Origin of the sequence: Flavobacterium sp. KS-LB2 (assembly GCF_036895565.1) — a bacterium.
In the GTDB taxonomy this organism is placed as follows: Bacteria; Bacteroidota; Bacteroidia; order Flavobacteriales; family Flavobacteriaceae; genus Flavobacterium.
Map to the genome: position 1 here is coordinate 3,136,765 of NZ_CP145904.1, position 16,848 is coordinate 3,153,612.

Annotated in this window: 13 protein-coding genes and 2 tRNA genes; 6 read left to right on the forward strand and 9 right to left on the reverse strand. The window is 35.9% G+C overall.

Going from position 1 to position 16,848, the window contains the following annotated elements; translation table 11 throughout:
• The first annotated feature begins 7 nt into the window (after window positions 1-7).
• The gene (locus V5J73_RS13440; RefSeq protein ID WP_445236426.1) at window positions 8-1,105 is read left to right on the forward strand and encodes a glycosyltransferase family 2 protein; all 1,098 of its coding nucleotides are present in this window, start codon (window positions 8-10) and stop codon (window positions 1,103-1,105) included.
• A 102-nt stretch (window positions 1,106-1,207) separates the two neighbouring features.
• On the opposite strand, the gene V5J73_RS13445 is transcribed toward V5J73_RS13440, so the two are convergent.
• Entirely contained in the window at window positions 1,208-1,684 is a 477-nt protein-coding gene (locus V5J73_RS13445; protein WP_338646492.1) for a hypothetical protein, read from the reverse strand.
• Between the two features lie 42 nt (window positions 1,685-1,726).
• The gene (locus V5J73_RS13450; protein WP_338646493.1) at window positions 1,727-2,116 is read right to left on the reverse strand and encodes a hypothetical protein; all 390 of its coding nucleotides are present in this window, start codon (window positions 2,114-2,116) and stop codon (window positions 1,727-1,729) included.
• 50 nt (window positions 2,117-2,166) lie between these two features.
• On the opposite strand from V5J73_RS13450, the gene V5J73_RS13455 reads away from it, so the two are divergent.
• Window positions 2,167-2,667, forward strand: a complete 501-nt coding sequence (locus V5J73_RS13455) for a DUF456 domain-containing protein (protein WP_338646494.1) — start codon at window positions 2,167-2,169, stop codon at window positions 2,665-2,667.
• 73 nt (window positions 2,668-2,740) lie between these two features.
• Here V5J73_RS13455 and V5J73_RS13460 read toward each other — a convergent pair.
• The 6 genes from V5J73_RS13460 to dnaE form a co-directional block, all read right to left on the reverse strand.
• Window positions 2,741-2,814, reverse strand: a tRNA-Asp gene (locus tag V5J73_RS13460).
• Window positions 2,815-3,097: 283 nt separating this feature from the next.
• Window positions 3,098-3,171 (reverse strand) — tRNA-Asp (locus V5J73_RS13465).
• An 86-nt stretch (window positions 3,172-3,257) separates the two neighbouring features.
• On the reverse strand, window positions 3,258-4,193 hold the full coding sequence (locus V5J73_RS13470) for a DUF58 domain-containing protein (protein ID WP_338646495.1): 936 nt from the start codon (window positions 4,191-4,193) through the stop codon (window positions 3,258-3,260).
• A gap of 168 nt (window positions 4,194-4,361) precedes the next feature.
• Complete coding sequence (gene trxA / locus V5J73_RS13475; protein WP_071184740.1) at window positions 4,362-4,679, reverse strand: thioredoxin; 318 nt, start codon at window positions 4,677-4,679, stop codon at window positions 4,362-4,364.
• A gap of 280 nt (window positions 4,680-4,959) precedes the next feature.
• Complete coding sequence (locus V5J73_RS13480; protein WP_338646496.1) at window positions 4,960-5,871, reverse strand: outer membrane beta-barrel protein; 912 nt, start codon at window positions 5,869-5,871, stop codon at window positions 4,960-4,962.
• A 208-nt stretch (window positions 5,872-6,079) separates the two neighbouring features.
• Entirely contained in the window at window positions 6,080-10,624 is a 4,545-nt protein-coding gene (dnaE, locus tag V5J73_RS13485; protein WP_338646497.1) for a DNA polymerase III subunit alpha, read from the reverse strand.
• A gap of 643 nt (window positions 10,625-11,267) precedes the next feature.
• Between dnaE and leuC the strand changes: the two genes are divergently transcribed.
• The 4 genes from leuC (at window position 11,268) to leuB (ending at window position 16,215) form a co-directional block, all read left to right on the forward strand.
• On the forward strand, window positions 11,268-12,662 hold the full coding sequence (leuC, locus tag V5J73_RS13490) for a 3-isopropylmalate dehydratase large subunit (protein WP_338646498.1): 1,395 nt from the start codon (window positions 11,268-11,270) through the stop codon (window positions 12,660-12,662).
• A 196-nt stretch (window positions 12,663-12,858) separates the two neighbouring features.
• Complete coding sequence (gene leuD / locus V5J73_RS13495) at window positions 12,859-13,455, forward strand: 3-isopropylmalate dehydratase small subunit (protein WP_099713719.1); 597 nt, start codon at window positions 12,859-12,861, stop codon at window positions 13,453-13,455.
• Window positions 13,456-13,593: 138 nt separating this feature from the next.
• Entirely contained in the window at window positions 13,594-15,120 is a 1,527-nt protein-coding gene (locus V5J73_RS13500; protein ID WP_338646499.1) for an alpha-isopropylmalate synthase regulatory domain-containing protein, read from the forward strand.
• A 33-nt stretch (window positions 15,121-15,153) separates the two neighbouring features.
• Window positions 15,154-16,215, forward strand: coding sequence for a 3-isopropylmalate dehydrogenase (gene leuB / locus V5J73_RS13505; protein ID WP_338646500.1), 1,062 nt, complete (start codon window positions 15,154-15,156; stop codon window positions 16,213-16,215).
• A 159-nt stretch (window positions 16,216-16,374) separates the two neighbouring features.
• Here the strand turns inward: leuB and V5J73_RS13510 are convergent, their stop codons facing one another.
• Entirely contained in the window at window positions 16,375-16,737 is a 363-nt protein-coding gene (locus V5J73_RS13510; RefSeq protein WP_099713722.1) for an RNA recognition motif domain-containing protein, read from the reverse strand.
• Window positions 16,738-16,848: the final 111 nt, after the last annotated feature.

Consider the following 16,848-nt stretch of genomic DNA (forward strand, 5'->3'; position numbering starts at 1 on the left):
AATTATGATTACAATTGTTTTACTCATAATAATCCTCTTTTATTGCTTAGCGATAATTGTCCTGATTTATGGTTTTACCAAAGTGAATACAATTGAATATACCGGCTTAACGCCAAAAACAAAATTCTCGATTATTGTTCCTTTCCGGAATGAAGCCGAAAATCTGCCCATTCTAATAGAGAGTTTATCAAAGTTGAATTATCCGGTGGAATTATTCGAAGTGATTTTAGTCGATGATGAATCTGAGGAATCGTTTAGAATTCCAAATTTAAAATTTAAAGTTTCGGTTATAAAGAACATTCGAGTTTCCAATTCACCGAAGAAAGACGCCATCGTAACTGCGATGCAAATTGTAAATACGGATTGGATTATCACCACTGACGCCGATTGCACTGTCAATGCAAACTGGTTATTGACCTTGGACAATTATATTCAGCTTCATGATATTACTATGATTGCCGGGGCGGTTACGTATGATTGTGGCAATTCATTTTTGCATCATTTCCAGCAGTTGGATTTGTCGAGTTTACAAGGAGCAACAATTGGAAGTTTTGGAATTAAGAAAGGGTTTATGTGTAATGGTGCTAATTTTGCTTATACCAAATCGTTTTTTAAAAAGCTGAACGGTTTTGAAGGAAACGATGGAATTGCCAGCGGTGATGATGTTTTCTTGTTGCAAAAAGTGACTGCCCAGTTTCCTGAAAAAGTTCATTATCTAAAATCTCAAAATACAATTATCACTACAAAACCATTAAACGATTGGAAATCGTTATTCTATCAGCGTGTACGTTGGGCATCCAAAACAAGTTCGTATCAAAGTACTTTCGGAAAAGGATTGGGGTTGTTAGTATTTGCGGGAAATCTGAGTTGGCTCTTCGTTCTTGGTTTTTGGGTCTTCGGTTTAACTGCTCTTCAGAATGTCTTTTTATTATTTACTTTGAAGTTTTCAGTTGATACCGTTTTGATTTACAAAGCCAATGAATTTTTAACCAAGACCAAAATACAGTATTTGATTTTGAGCAGTTTGTTCTATCCTTTTTTTAGTGTGAGCGTAGCTTTGTATTCTTTGTTTGGAAAATACGAATGGAAAGGCCGAAAATTCTAATTTACACTAATGCCCTAGCCCAGATGGAAACGGCATTCTTTTTCTTTTTTCCTTTAAAAAAGAAAAAGATACAGTGAACAGCTGGAAGCAGCTCTAGAAAAACTACTCTACTTTTAGAATAACCGGAAGTATAAATTGGGTTTTTACGGGAATTCCGCGTTTTATGGCGGGGTTAATTTTTGGGAAATCAACCAAACGGGCTTTCAAAATACTATCAATTTTTATTGTGTCATAGGCGACAGAATCTTTGGGGAATTGCGGCTCAAATTTCATCGTTGCGTTTGGAAAAACAGTAACCTTAACCTCTATAGTATCCAGTTCTGGATAGAGTATCGAAAGAGTATCGATACTTAATTTTTCCTGAATTAGCTGAGTTAAAACTTCAAAAAAACACTGTTGACGCTGTTTTTTATCTTCTATTTTTTCGCAATCAACAACAGATGGGTATTCATCGACTTCTTTCCAGTTGATGGATTTCAGTTCCTTTTGCAACAATTCCTTTTCCGAAGGGATTTGTTTGTCAACATATTGACAGGAATTAAAAATTAGAAAGACGAAAAAGAGGTAATACTGCTTCAAGGTTTTGTTTTTGAATGGAACTAATATTTTATAAAAATACAATTATTTTTTTTGAGATGCTTTTGAAAGCAAATAATCTTCATAGTTTTCAGCAAACCATTTCTTTTTATTTTCCGCAGCAATTTCTTTTTGATCTGGATACAGAGCCGCTAATCGGTCTGAAAAAATAGCAATCTGAATTGTATATTTATAAAACTCCTCTTTTGTCAACACTAGATCTGGATTTGATTTTTTATCGGAAAATTCAAAAAAAAGTGCATCAAATTGTTTCAATGAAAAATTTAATACTTTTACTCTGTTTTGGTTATAAATAGTTTCTTTTAAAAGCATGTCCTTACTATTTACATTTTTTTCTTGGGCGTTTAAAGCCCAATAAGAAAAAGCAAAAAAGAACATGACTGAAAAAGAAAGAATTATTTTAATCCGTTTCATAAGCGCGTTAGTGTTGCTTTGGTGGGTTCAAATTTACTAAAAAAATAGTTATGGATGTATTGCTTTTACTTTTTGGTTTTCTCTGCATGATTTTGGGCATTTTTGGTAGTTTTTTACCAGTTTTACCAGGGCCAAGTATTAGCTGGGTTGGATTGGTATTACTTTATTTGACGAAGGCAGTTCCGGCAAATTATTGGATTTTAGGAATTTCATTATTGATTACGATAATCTTAACTGTTTTAGATTACGTGATTCCGGCTAAAGGCACAAAAAAATTTGGAGGAAGTTCTTATGGTGTTTGGGGAACTAATATTGGATTAGTTGTTGGAATCCTAGCTCCTATTCCTTTTGGGTTCCTTATTGGGCCTTTTGTGGGTGCGCTAGTAGGAGAACTTATTTACGACTTTAAAGACCATCATAGGGCTCTGAAATCCGCCGCTGGTTCCTTAATAGGGTTTCTCGCTTCTAGTTTTATGAAATTTGTAGTTTGCGTAATGCATTTGGGATTATTTGTTTGGATTGTATGGCAGTATAAGGCAGAGCTATTTTAAACCATCCACCTTATTTAGAAACATCATTGAAACAAAAAAGCCTTTCTGTTACGAAAGGCTTCTCAAAATATTGCGGTCTGGACGGGACTCGAACCCGCGACCCCATGCGTGACAGGCATGTATTCTAACCAACTGAACTACCAAACCAATATTTTTAATTTATAACATTCCAATTCTTAAATCTAGTTCTGGAGTAACAACAGCCTCGTCAAAAAAAGAGGAGATAATAGGCCTATATTCTAACCAATGGAACTATTCAACATGCTTTCTGTAAAATCAAAAAAGCTATCCACCAGGGTGGAAAGCTTTTCATTGGTCTAACTACTAAACCCGCTACGAGTTACAAATTCGTAGCAAACAACACAACTAACGTTAAAAACCTTATGGGGCAAAAAAGCCTTTCTGTTACGAAAGGCTTTCCCCAATATTGCGGTCTGGACGGGACTCGAACCCGCGACCCCATGCGTGACAGGCATGTATTCTAACCAACTGAACTACCAAACCTCTGCGTTATTGCGGTGGCAAAGATACAATAGATTTCCGTTTACACAAGCATTTTTTAAAAAAATATTTGATAAAATTCTACTGTATTATCCAAAGTTTTGTTTTTCAACCAAGTATGTCATCAATATTTTTTCAAAACTTTCACCTACACTCACCGGAATATACTTTATTCGGTTTTGCGAACAGGTTAAAGCGAGTTTTCTAAAGTAATTTTCTACTTGTTTTTCGTATTCGTCCTTCACATTATCAGCAAAAAGAGCCACCTCTTCTCCTGTTTCTACATCAATAAACTTCCTTGGCGCGTTATCAAAGTCAAAATTCAGCTCTGTTTTGTTATCGACAACATGAAATAAAACCACTTTGTGCTTATTGTGTTTCAAATGCTGCAAGGCATTAAAAAGAGCTTCATCTGATCCTTCGGGGCCAGAATGGAACATATCCGTAAATAAAATAATCATTGAACGGCGGTGGATTTTTTCGGCTATTTGATGCAAGAAAGTTACCGTATCAGCACTTTTTTTGACCGTAGGCTTTTCTAAAAGTCCTTCTAGTCTATTCAAAATCATTCGGTGATGGCGATCACTGCCTTTTTCAGGCGCGTAGTACTCGTATGTATCCGAAAACACACTTATTCCCACAGCATCGCGCTGCTTCTTCAACAAATTCATTAAAACAGCTGAGGCCAAAACTGAAAACCCGATCTTGTTCTCATAAAAATCTTGACTGTCTTTTAGTTTCGGGTAATGCATTGATGAGGAATTATCGATAATAATATGACAGCGCAAATTAGTCTCTTCCTCAAATCGTTTGGCATACAAACGATCCGTTTTGGCAAACAACTTCCAATCGATATGTTTTGTACTTTCGCCAACATTATACACTTTATGCTCCGCAAATTCTGCCGAAAAGCCATGAAACGGACTTTTGTGCATTCCCGAAATAAAACCTTCAACAACTTGATTGGCTAGTAACTCCAAATGCTGAAAACTCGATATTTTTTCTATTTGCGATTCTATCTTCATATCTCAAATGTATTAAAAGATTGAACGATTTAAAAATTAAAACAGTACAGAAACAAAACTTAATCAAGAAGCTGAAATAAATTCAGGTTAAATCAAAAAAAAGGCTTGACTTTCGCCAAACCTTTTATTTGAATCTTTTCAGATTCTATATAAATCATAATCTACTGATTACAACAAAGCGTCTAAACTATCAGCGTAAGTTTGTTTCGGAGCAACACCTACCTGTTTTCCTACTACTTCTCCGTTATGAAAAACCAATACAGTTGGAATATTTCTCACTCCGTACTTAGCCGCAAATTCTTGGTTTGCATCAACATCTACTTTTCCTACAACAACTTTTCCGTCGTATTCATTACTTAACTCGTCAATGATTGGCCCAACCATTCTACAAGGTCCACACCATGCTGCCCAAAAATCTACCATTACTGGTTTGTCTGATTTCAAAACTACTTCTTCAAAAGTAGCGTCTGTTATTGCTAATGCCATATTTATTTTTATTTAAGTTTATCGTTTGAGTATTTTAAGCCTCAATCTCGGTTACAAATTTAGAAATTAAAAACCAATCAAACGTCATTCGCAAATTAGTTTTGACTATATGTGTATTGTCAATTGTTATTTGAGCCAATCCTATTGATTATCTTAATCTATTTCCTATTCCAGAAATACAACTACCATAACAGCTAAGAAAACCACGTCTCATAAACCTATTTTTTTGACAAAAATGGGATGCGTTTTCACACATCCGTACACGCATAAAAAAGCTATATCACAAGCTATACTTTAACCCTAATGTCATACCAAGACCACTAATTCCAACATAAGAACTTAATTCATCCATTGACTTAGTAGAATCCAATCCATTTGGATTAGTTGAAGCATTATTTGAATTTACATCCAAACGATCTACATAATTGGTATGAATCTGAGCTTGAGTTCTACCCGCCAAAGCATTTTGACCATTTACAATAAATTCAGTTGTTTCTTTAGATTTCCCATGAACGGTAAAATTACGGTATTCCAATTCTGCAAAAGCAGAAATATTTTTTCCTAATTTATAAGACGTTCCTAATGTCGCCATGAAACCAACTGTTGGATTTGGCTTCACCTTATCCACACTATGAACAGTCAAAGTAGCTGGACTGGCTATACCTGAAGGCGTAATTGCATCTGTTGTAATTTCTAAATCCCCATGAATAGGAACAAGAACTCCTACTTTTGTGTACGGTTCAAAACCATTTTGTTCCCCCAAAAACAAAACCAAAGCAGGTGCTAAATCAAAAGCAGTAATTTGTCCTACTGATTTAAAATTATAAACCGGACGACCTCCTGAAACAAAAATTTGATCTGTCGTTGTTTGAGCCATTCTTTTATCAGTACTTGAATAATAATTGATTCCCATTTCAACACCCAAACGCGTATTAAATCTGTAATCAAGTGTTGCTCCTGTTCTAAAACCTTCACCAAATGAACCCGTAACACTTTCTTCAGAAACTAATTTACCGCCAACATAGGTTTTATTCAGTGCGGCATTACCTCCTACAGTAGGAAACTCAGTTGCAGCGGTTTGAACAAAATAAGATCCACCTAATTTAAAATACCAACTTTCTTTCTTTTCCGTTTGCCCCACCATTGTCATAGAACAAATAGCAAACCCCAATAAAAACAACTGCTTTTTCATAATTTCGTTTATTATCATTTATACAAAAATAAACCATTTATATTAAAAATTTAATAACAAATACCCCTGATTGTATGCCAAAAATGACTAAAGCATAACAATCAACAGTTTACAAAACGAATAAAAACAATTCAATTTCATACTTTTACACATTCAATCACAAACTCAAAGTAAGATTATTTAAGTTCTGTTTATAAATCGCAGTACTTTAATTCAACTTAAAATTAATCTTCATCTTATCCAATTCCGTCAACAATTCATTAGAAATCTTGATTTTTAGTTTTCTACTCGGCATTGTTAATTTAGTGACCACTTTTATTTCTTCGACTTCCTCCACTTTTGCTACAACACTTGTCTCTGGCCCCCCCATAACTTCGATTTCGGAATCTTCATTCTCATCGACAAAAACCTCTTCTTCATTTTCTATTTCAATAGGAGCAATAGGAACGAGCCTTCTTGTTTTTTCTAATTCCATAATTTCAAAAGAAACGGTATTATCTCCTTTATTCTCTTGAAATAAGTGGCTTAATTTATGAATAAAACCTGTTTCCAAATCGGATATATTCAAAAGCAAGACTAATTTTTTAGCAAAAATACTCAATACATCCTGCAATTGCTTAGCATCCGTAAACTGTATTCTGGGTTCTGATTTTTTTCCAGTGTCTCTATTTACCCAGCCATCTTTTATCAGTATTTTAAAATAAACAAAATTATTAGGCAGCAAGTAGCGATGAAAATTCAAATATTCTTCATTGAATATTTTAAATTCAAAACTTTCATCAAAACCTTCCAAGTTAAAAATAGCCCATTCCTTACCGTTTTTAGCTATACGCCTTTGCACATTAGAAACGATACCGCCAAAAGCAAGGGTTTTACCCACATATGCCTCCATATTTTTAAGCGCTTCTAATTTTGAATTGCAGAAATATTTCATTTCAAATCTAAAATCATCTAATGGATGTCCCGAAATATAGATCCCTACCACTTCTTTTTCTCTAGCGAGTTTTTCCATCGTGCTCCAATCCTCGCAAGGAGGCACGATAGGCTCGGCAATTTGCACTTCGCTAGTATCCCCAAATAAACTTACTTGAGAAGAATTCTCATTTTCCTGAAATTTCGATCCATACCGAATCGCTTTTTCATAAAATGTAATTCCATCGCCATCGTCGTGAAAATATTGCGCTCGAGTGGTGTCACCAAAAGAATCAAATCCTCCTGCCAAAGCCAAATTTTCAATTGCTTTTTTGTTAGCGGCACGCAAATCAATTCGCTTTGCTAAATCAAAAATCGATTTGTATTTTCCATCTTTTCTATTCTCCACAATCGTTGCTACAGCACCAGAGCCTACCCCTTTTATGGCACCCATTCCAAAACGTACCGCATAATCGTCATTTACAGTAAATTTATAAAATGACTCATTTACATCCGGTCCTAAAACTTGTAATCCCATACGCTTGCATTCTTCCATAAAGAACGAAACCTGCTTGATATCACTCATGTTATTCGACAATACCGCAGCCATATATTCGGCTGGATAATTGGCTTTCAAATAAGCGGTTTGATACGCAATCCAAGCGTAACAAGTAGAGTGTGATTTATTAAAAGCGTATTCCGCGAAGGCTTCCCAGTCTTTCCATATTTTCTCCAACTTATCTTCGGCATGCCCTTTGGCGGCAGCCTGACTGATAAATTTGGGTTTCATTTTATCCAAAACGTCTTTTTGCTTTTTCCCCATCGCTTTACGCAAAACGTCGGCATCACCTTTCGAGAAATCCGCTAATTTTTGGGACAAAAGCATTACCTGTTCTTGGTAAACGGTAATTCCGTAGGTATCTTTTAGTAATTCTTCGCAGGCATCCAAGTCATAAATAATTTCCTCTTCGCCATTTTTTCGTTTGACAAAACTCGGAATGTAAGCAATTGGACCTGGACGATACAAGGCATTCATCGCAATCAAATCGGGAAAAACAGTCGGCTTTAATTCCTTCATGTATTTTTGCATTCCTGGACTCTCATACTGAAAAATCCCTACTGTTTCTCCGCGTTGAAAAAGCTCATACGTCTTGACATCATCAATTGGAAATTCATCCGGATTTAAGTCAATTCCACTTCTGTATTTGACTAATTTAACGGTATCTTTTATCAAAGTTAGGGTTTTCAGACCCAAGAAGTCCATTTTCAACAAACCAGCGCTTTCCACAACCGAGTTATCAAACTGAGTCACATATAAATCCGAATCTTTGGCCGTAGCCACAGGAACAAAATTCGTAATATCGCTTGGCGTAATAATTACTCCACAAGCATGAATTCCTGTATTTCTTAGGTTTCCTTCTAAAACTTTGGCTTGCTGAATGGTTTCTCCACCTAAATCATCTTCATTAGCAAGTCCTATTAATTCTTTAATTTTATCGTATTCTTCCGGACGAACGGCCTTCTTAATAGTGTCTTCTTTCTCATTTAAAAAACGAGCTAAATTCCATTTAGAAGGCATCATTCCTGGAATCAACTTGGCAATTTTATCTGCTTCGAACAAAGGCAAATCGAGTACACGAGCGGTATCACGAATAGCTGATTTAGTAGCCATTTTACCGTAGGTGATAATTTGTGCCACTTGTTTCGAGCCGTATTTTCTAATCACATAATCCATTACACTGCTACGACCTTCATCATCAAAATCGATATCAATATCGGGTAATGACACACGATCTGGATTCAGGAAACGCTCAAAAAGCAGGTTGTACATCAATGGGTCGATGTTGGTAATTTTCAAACAATACGCGACCACCGAACCTGCAGCAGATCCCCGACCAGGGCCTACAGAAACACCCATACTTCTCGCCTCAGCAATTAAATCCTGTACAATCAGGAAATAACCCGGATAACCAGAATTGGATATCGTCAACAATTCAAAATCCAATCGTTCCTGAATTTCTTCAGTAATTATTGGATATCGTCTTCTTGCTCCTTCAAAAGTAAGATGCCTCAAATACGCATTTTCGCCTCGTACGCCACCGTCTTTTTCATCTTCAGGATCATTAAACTCGACCGGAATTTCAAATTTTGGAAGCAAAACTTCACGTGCCAAATCGAAAATTTCAATCTTATCTACAATCTCAGAGATATTCGAAATTGCCTCAGGCAAATTGGCAAAAAGCTGTTTCATTTCGTCTCCCGACTTGAAATAATATTCCTGATTCGGCAATCCGTAACGATAGCCACGACCGCGACCTATTGGTGTTGTCTGCTTTTCACCATCACGCACACAAAGTAAAATATCGTGTGCATTCGAATTTTCCTTATCTATATAAAAGGTGTTGTTTGTCGCTACAATCTTGACATCGTGTTTTCTGGCCAATGAAATCAATGAGTCATTCACCCTATTTTCATCTTCTTGATTGTGACGCATCACCTCAATGTAAAAATCTTCCTTGAACTCGTTTTTCCACCAAATTAAGGCTTCTTCGGCCTGATTTTCACCAATATTTAAAATCTTATTTGGAATTTCGCCATACAAATTCCCAGACAAAACAACAATATCTTCTTTGAATTCCTGAATGACTTTCCTGTCGATTCTTGGCACATAATAAAAACCTTCCGTATAAGCGATGGAAGACATTTTAGCCAAATTATGATAGCCTTTTTTGGTCTTCGCCAAAAGTACTATTTGGTATCCATTATCCTTAACCGACTTGTTTTTATGGTCTTCACAAACAAAAAATTCGCAACCTACTATTGGCTTCATCGGAACTTCGGTAGGCTCTTCACCATTTTCGATTGCCGCTTTATTCTTGGCTTCAGCCGCCTTATTATGGTATAAAATATCACGTACAAAATGAAAAGCACCCATCAAATTCGCATGATCCGTCATGGCAACCGCAGGCATTTTTTGTTGTGCCGCCGCTTTTACCAATGCCGCAATACTAATCGTAGACTGCAACACCGAAAACTGCGTATGATTGTGCAAATGCACGAAAGGCGCATCAATAAGTACTTTTTTATTCTCAGAAAGCTCTGCTCTTGAAACGGCTGGTGCTTGTTTTTCGCCAAACTGCTGACGGATTTTATCCGAAGCTTCCTTGAGATTGATATGTTTTAAACCAATGAGCTTAATCTCACTTGGATTCTTGCTTTGAAAGTCTTGAAAATAACTGGCAGGCACATCCAGTTCCTCTTTTGTGAAAACATCACGACGAATTAACTCTAGGAAACAACGCGTGGTTGCCTCGACATCGGCAGTCGCGTTGTGCGCTTCGCCAAAAGGTTTATTAAAAAGATAAGAGTGCAATTCCGTTAATGTAGGCAGTTTGAATTTTCCTCCTCGACCACCCGGCAATTTCAATAAGGAAGCGGTAACTTCGGTACAAGTATCTAAAATTGGCATCGAACTCATTTGGCTTTCCACTCCCATTCTATAAAACTCGCAACCCATAATGTTGATATCAAAACCTAGATTCTGACCCACAATAAATTTGGCTTTGCCTAAAGCGATATTGAATTTCTCCAAAACTTCTGCTAACGAAATACCATCGGCTTCTGCCAATTCAGTCGAAATACCGTGGATTCGTTCCGCGTCATACGGAATATTAAAACCTTCGGGCTTCACCAAATAATCTTGATGCTCGATTAGTTTTCCCATATCATCGTGCAACTGCCAAGCGATTTGAATACAACGCGGCCAGTTGTCCGTATCTGAAATGGGTGCGCCCCAACGCTTTGGTAATCCTGTAGTTTCGGTATCGAATATTAAGTACATATCTGGATTTGAAGTGTTTGTGATTTTGAAAAATCGCAAAAAATGAATTTCAAATTTAGTTTTTTTTAGGGTAGAATAGAAGTAAGTTATCAACAAAAAACAAATTTATTTTCCTGTACTATTCTCCTATTAAAACTACAATCACTTTCAACAAATCAGCTTGATAGTATCTTGTTAAAAAGATAAAAAGAGTCCGTAATGATTTTTTGGATGTCGTAGTATTTCATCAAAAAAAAATACTGAAATACGTCGAAAAAATATGCCATTAACTAAGAAAATCACATCGAAAAACAGTTTCAATGAAAGTGAAATAGTGAATTTAAAATTAAAAAATAGTTAATTTTAGTTCCGTTTAATTAAATATTCATAAATATAATAGCTTTTTAAAAGCTTTTTTTATCGATTCTACAAATATAAAAAACAGCAAGAAATTGATTTTTTATCATCTCTAAATAAAGAATCACACTTTTAAAAAAGAAACCCAAAAGATAAAAATCAGCAAAGAAATTCACTAATACGATTTTGGGTATCGTATATAATGCAATATTAAAAAATAAAGACTTGATTCTTTTTTTAGTTTTGCTTTCATTGTTATCATCTTAGCCAACTTGGCTATAAAAAAATACATTAAAAACATATTAAAATGAGTACTACATTATTTGACAAAGTATGGGATTCGCACGTGGTGCGTAAAATTGAAGATGGACCAGACGTGTTTTTTATTGACCGTCATTTCATCCATGAAGTTACTAGTCCTGTAGCTTTTTTAGGTTTGAAAGAAAGAGGAATTTCAGTATTATATCCAGAGCGCACTTTTGCTACTGCGGATCACAACACCCCAACTATAAATCAACATTTACCGGTTCAAGATGCATTATCTGCCAATCAACTTAAGGCATTAGAAGATAACGCAGCTGAATATGGTATTTCGCATTGGGGATTAGGTCACCAAAAAAATGGTATCGTTCACGTAGTAGGTCCTGAAAACGGAATTACTTTGCCAGGCGCAACTATTGTTTGTGGAGATTCTCATACTTCTACACATGGTGCTTTTGGCGCAATTGCTTTTGGTATTGGAACTTCGGAGGTTGAAATGGTGATGGCGACACAATGTATCATGCAACCGAAACCAAAGAAAATGCGTATCAACGTAAATGGTGAATTGAGTAAAGGTGTTGGTCCAAAAGACGTCGCATTGTATATTATTTCTCAATTAACTACTTCTGGAGGTACCGGATATTTTGCAGAATACGCCGGAGACGTTTTTGAAAACATGTCTATGGAAGGTCGTATGACCGTTTGTAACTTGAGTATCGAAATGGGTGCTCGTGGTGGTATGATTGCTCCTGACCAAAAAACATTTGATTTCTTAGAAGGAAGATTATATGCTCCAAAAGGCGAAGCTTGGACAAAAGCTGTTGAATATTGGAAAACCTTGAAAACAGATGCTGATGCAATTTTTGATGCAGAATTAAACATCAATGCCGCAGATATTGAACCAATGATTACTTACGGAACCAATCCTGGAATGGGAATTGGTATCTCAAAAAATATTCCAAACGCCAACCAAGTAGAAGGTGGCGAGGAAACGTACAAAAAGTCTTTGGCTTACATGGGCTTTGAAGAAAACGACGTAATGATTGGCAAACCAATTGATTTTGTTTTCTTGGGAAGTTGTACCAATGGTAGAATTGAAGATTTCAGAGCTTTTACAGAAATTGTAAAAGGCAGAAAAAAAGCAGATAATGTTACCGCATGGTTGGTTCCAGGTTCACACGTAGTAGAAGCTCAGATTAAAGAAGAAGGATTATTAGATATTCTTACTGAAGCTGGTTTTGTATTGCGTCAGCCAGGCTGTTCGGCTTGTTTAGCGATGAACGATGATAAAGTTCCTGCCGGAAAATATGCAGTAAGTACTTCCAACAGAAACTTCGAAGGTCGTCAAGGTCCCGGTTCAAGAACATTATTGGCAAGTCCGATTATGGCCGCAGCTGCAGCAGTTACCGGAAAACTAACAGATCCTAGAGATTTATTTTAAAAGATTTCAGAATGTATATTAACGATTTTTGACCCGAGCTTCAGCGAATTGGCATAGCATTTCAGATTTCGTTAAAATCGACACAACATTCAGTTTAAATTATAGAATATAAAATAATATTAGTTGGCGCTTAAGATTACATTTTCCTCACGGTAAATCAAAAATCAGAAATCGTTAATTAAAAATCAAAAATAAAATGGCATACGATAAATTTAATATACTTACCAGTAGTGCAGTGCCACTACCAATAGAAAACGTAGATACCGATCAAATCATCCCAGCACGTTTCTTGAAAGCTACTAAACGTGAAGCTTTTGGTGACAATCTGTTCAGAGACTGGAGATATAATGGAGACGATACTCCAAAAGCAGATTTCGTATTGAATGACGCAACTTACAGCGGAAAAATATTAGTCGGCGGAAAAAACTTTGGTTCGGGCTCTTCAAGAGAGCACGCAGCTTGGGCAGTTTACGATTATGGATTTCGTGCTGTAGTTTCCAGTTTCTTTGCTGATATCTTCAAAGGAAACTGTTTAAACATTGGTGTTTTACCGGTACAAGTGAGTCCGGAATTTGCCGAAACAATCTTCAACGCTATTGAAGCTGATCCAAAAACAGAATTGGAAATCAACTTACAAGAACAAACTATTACTTTGTTAGCAACTGGTGCAAAAGAATCTTTTGACATCAATGGATACAAAAAGAATAATATGTTGAATGGTTTTGATGATATTGACTATTTACAAAACATCAAAGAAGAGATTGTTGGGTTTGCCAATACCCTTCCTTACTAAAAAACAAACAATAAAAAAGCAGTTATCTTAAGCTCAATAGTATTGTTAAGCCAGATAACTGCTTTTACCTTTTTATAAAACACAACAGCAAGATTTCAAATTACTGAAGTCAAAACCACTTTTAGCATCAAATTTATAATGAAAAAAAGAAAAATTGAAATAATGGATACGACACTCCGTGACGGGGAACAAACCTCGGGAGTATCATTTTCTGCTGCAGAAAAACTAACCATTGCACAATTATTACTGGAAGAATTAAATATTGATAGAATCGAAATTGCCTCAGCACGCGTGAGCGAAGGAGAATTTCAGGGCGTAAAAGGAATTATGACTTGGGCTGATGAGAAAGAATATTCTAATAGAATAGAAGTTTTAACCTTTGTTGATGGCGGACTTTCAATAGATTGGATGAAAAAAACTGGAGCTAAAGTCCAGAATTTATTAACCAAAGGATCTCTTAACCATTTAACACATCAGTTAAAGAAAACACCCGAACAACATTTTACCGAAATTGCAGAAACAATAGCATTAGCTCAAGAAAACAATATTGAGACCAATGTATATTTAGAAGACTGGAGTAACGGAATGCGTAATTCACCTGAATATGTGTTTCAATATTTAGATTTTTTGACCAAACAACCCATCAAAAGAGTTTTATTACCAGACACTTTAGGCGTTTTAATCCCTTCTGAAACTTTTGAATTTATTTCGAAAATTATAACAAGATACCCTGAAACTCATTTTGATTTTCACGCACACAACGACTACGATTTAAGCATCGCAAATGTAATGGAAGCAGTAAAAGCGGGTATTCATGGACTACACGTAACCGTAAACGGAATGGGAGAACGTGCTGGAAATGCTCCTCTTGAAAGTACTGTTGCCGTAATTAATGACTTTTTACCGCAAATAGAAATCGGTGTAAAAGAATCTTCATTATACTCTGTGAGTAAATTAGTCGAGACTTTCACCGGCTATAGAATTCCTGCCAACAAACCTATCGTTGGCGACAATGTATTTACGCAAACGGCAGGTATTCATGCTGATGGTGACAATAAAAATAATTTATATTTTAATGATTTACTTCCGGAACGTTTTGGACGTAAACGAAAATATGCATTAGGAAAAACATCTGGAAAAGCCAATATAGAGAAAAACCTGCAAGAATTGGGGTTGAAATTAAATCCCGAAGACTTAAAATTAGTTACACAACGCATCATTGAATTGGGCGATAAAAAAGAAACGGTTACCAAAGAAGATTTGCCTTATATCATTTCTGATGTTTTGGACAGCCAGACTTATGAAGAAAAAATAATAGTAGCATCCTACATTTTATCCCATGCCAAAGGAATGCGCCCATCCACCACGCTATCTTTAAAAATAGATGGAGAAGTCATTGAAGAGCATGCACAAGGTGACGGACAATTTGATGCTTTTATGAATGCATTGGCAAAAATATATAAAAGCAAAAATTTAGAATTGCCAAAATTGATTGATTATGCTGTACGAATTCCACCAGGAAGTAGTTCTGATGCATTATGCGAAACCATAATTACATGGACGAATAATGAAAAAGAATTCAAAACCAGAGGACTGGATTCAGACCAAACAGTTGCCGCAATAATAGCAACCCAAAAAATGTTGAATGTTGTTGCTGCCCAATAATAAATAGAAATACATTAATATAAAATAGACCTAATGAAATTTAAAATAGCCCTTTTAGCCGGAGACGGAATTGGACCTGAAGTAATCCATGAAGCTGTAAAAGTTTCGGATGCTATTGCAAAAAAATTCAATCATGAAATCACGTGGACACCAGCTCTTACTGGAGCTTGTGCCATTGATGCCGTTGGAGTTCCTTATCCTGACGAAACGCATGAAATTTGTATGGCTGCTGATGCTGTTTTATTCGGAGCCATTGGTCATCCCAAATATGATAATGACCCAAGCGCTCCAGTTCGTCCAGAGCAAGGTTTATTATTGATGCGCAAAAAATTAGGCTTGTTCGCCAATGTACGTCCAACCTTTACATTCCCATCTTTAATTGACAATTCTCCGTTAAAAAGAGAACGCATTGAAGGAACTGATTTGGTTTTCTTGAGAGAACTTACCGGAGGAATTTATTTTGGAGAAAAAGGAAGAAGAGACGATGGCGAAACCGCTTTTGACAATTGCGTGTACACAAGAGCAGAAGTACAACGTTTAGCTAAGAAAGGTTTTGAACTAGCGATGACCCGTTCTAAAAAATTGTGTTGTGTGGACAAAGCCAATGTATTGGAAACTTCTCGTTTATGGAGAGAAACTGTACAAGCCATGGAAAAGGATTATCCTGAGGTAACTGTTAGTTATGAATTCGTTGATGCTGTTGCCATGCGTTTGGTACAATGGCCGAATTCATATGACGTATTGATTACAGAAAACTTATTTGGTGATATTTTAACAGATGAAGCTTCTGTAATTTCAGGTTCTATGGGATTAATGCCTTCAGCATCAGTAGGAGAACATACTTCATTGTACGAGCCTATTCACGGATCATATCCACAAGCAACAGGATTGAATATTGCTAATCCACTAGCGACTGTATTATCTGCAGCGATGATGTTTGAAGATGCGTTTGGATTAAAAGAAGAAGCAGAAGCTATTAGAATAGTCGTTAACAAATCATTGGAACAAGGAATTGTAACCGAGGATTTAGCTTCTAAAGACTCAAAAGCATACAAAACTAGTGAAGTCGGTGACTGGTTAGTTGCTAATCTATAAATTATAAAAACTATATTGTTTAAAAATTGAGTAATAGCTAAAACTACAACCTGAAGAACAACACACTTTTTAGCTTTTACTCAACTTTAAGCAAAATAATAAATAACAAAAAAGGTGTCAATTTTCATTGACACCTTTTTTTATAGCTAGAAAAAAATATTAATATCCTCCTCTGTTTCCACCACCACGGTTGTCTCCACCACGGCTGTTTCCACCACCATAACCACCGCGTGAATCTCCACCACGACTGTTATTGTTAAAACTTCTTCTTTCACCTTCTGGTTTAGGCTCAGATTTGTTTACTACGATTGCACGTCCTTGAACAGTAGCTCCGTTCAATTCGTCAATTGCTTTTTGAGCTTCGTCATCATTTGGCATCTCAACAAAACCGAATCCTTTACTTCTTCCAGTAAATTTATCAGTAATAATTTTAACTGAATCAACTGCTCCGTAAGCCTCGAAAGACTCTCTTAAATCTGCTTCCTCAATACTGAATGGAAGGCTTCCAACAAAAATATTCATATGTACTTATTTAAATAATAGAACAAATGTACTCTAATTTTTTTCTAATCTACTATATATTAGCTTATTTATGTTTTTATTTTAATTTCAAAAAAAGCAAATCAATATCGC

Excerpts from the sequence above, each read along its gene's own strand:
- leuB (WP_338646500.1), top strand. The coding sequence starts at position 15,154 with ATGAAATTTAAAATAGCCCTTTTAGCCGGAGACGGAATTGGACCTGAA.
- dnaE (WP_338646497.1), bottom strand. The coding sequence starts at position 10,624 with ATGTACTTAATATTCGATACCGAAACTACAGGATTACCAAAGCGTTGG.
- leuC (WP_338646498.1), top strand. The coding sequence starts at position 11,268 with ATGAGTACTACATTATTTGACAAAGTATGGGATTCGCACGTGGTGCGT.
- V5J73_RS13450 (WP_338646493.1), bottom strand. The coding sequence starts at position 2,116 with ATGAAACGGATTAAAATAATTCTTTCTTTTTCAGTCATGTTCTTTTTT.
- leuD (WP_099713719.1), top strand. The coding sequence starts at position 12,859 with ATGGCATACGATAAATTTAATATACTTACCAGTAGTGCAGTGCCACTA.
- V5J73_RS13500 (WP_338646499.1), top strand. The coding sequence starts at position 13,594 with ATGAAAAAAAGAAAAATTGAAATAATGGATACGACACTCCGTGACGGG.
- V5J73_RS13455 (WP_338646494.1), top strand. The coding sequence starts at position 2,167 with ATGGATGTATTGCTTTTACTTTTTGGTTTTCTCTGCATGATTTTGGGC.
- V5J73_RS13470 (WP_338646495.1), bottom strand. The coding sequence starts at position 4,193 with ATGAAGATAGAATCGCAAATAGAAAAAATATCGAGTTTTCAGCATTTG.
- V5J73_RS13480 (WP_338646496.1), bottom strand. The coding sequence starts at position 5,871 with ATGAAAAAGCAGTTGTTTTTATTGGGGTTTGCTATTTGTTCTATGACA.
- V5J73_RS13510 (WP_099713722.1), bottom strand. The coding sequence starts at position 16,737 with ATGAATATTTTTGTTGGAAGCCTTCCATTCAGTATTGAGGAAGCAGAT.
- trxA (WP_071184740.1), bottom strand. The coding sequence starts at position 4,679 with ATGGCATTAGCAATAACAGACGCTACTTTTGAAGAAGTAGTTTTGAAA.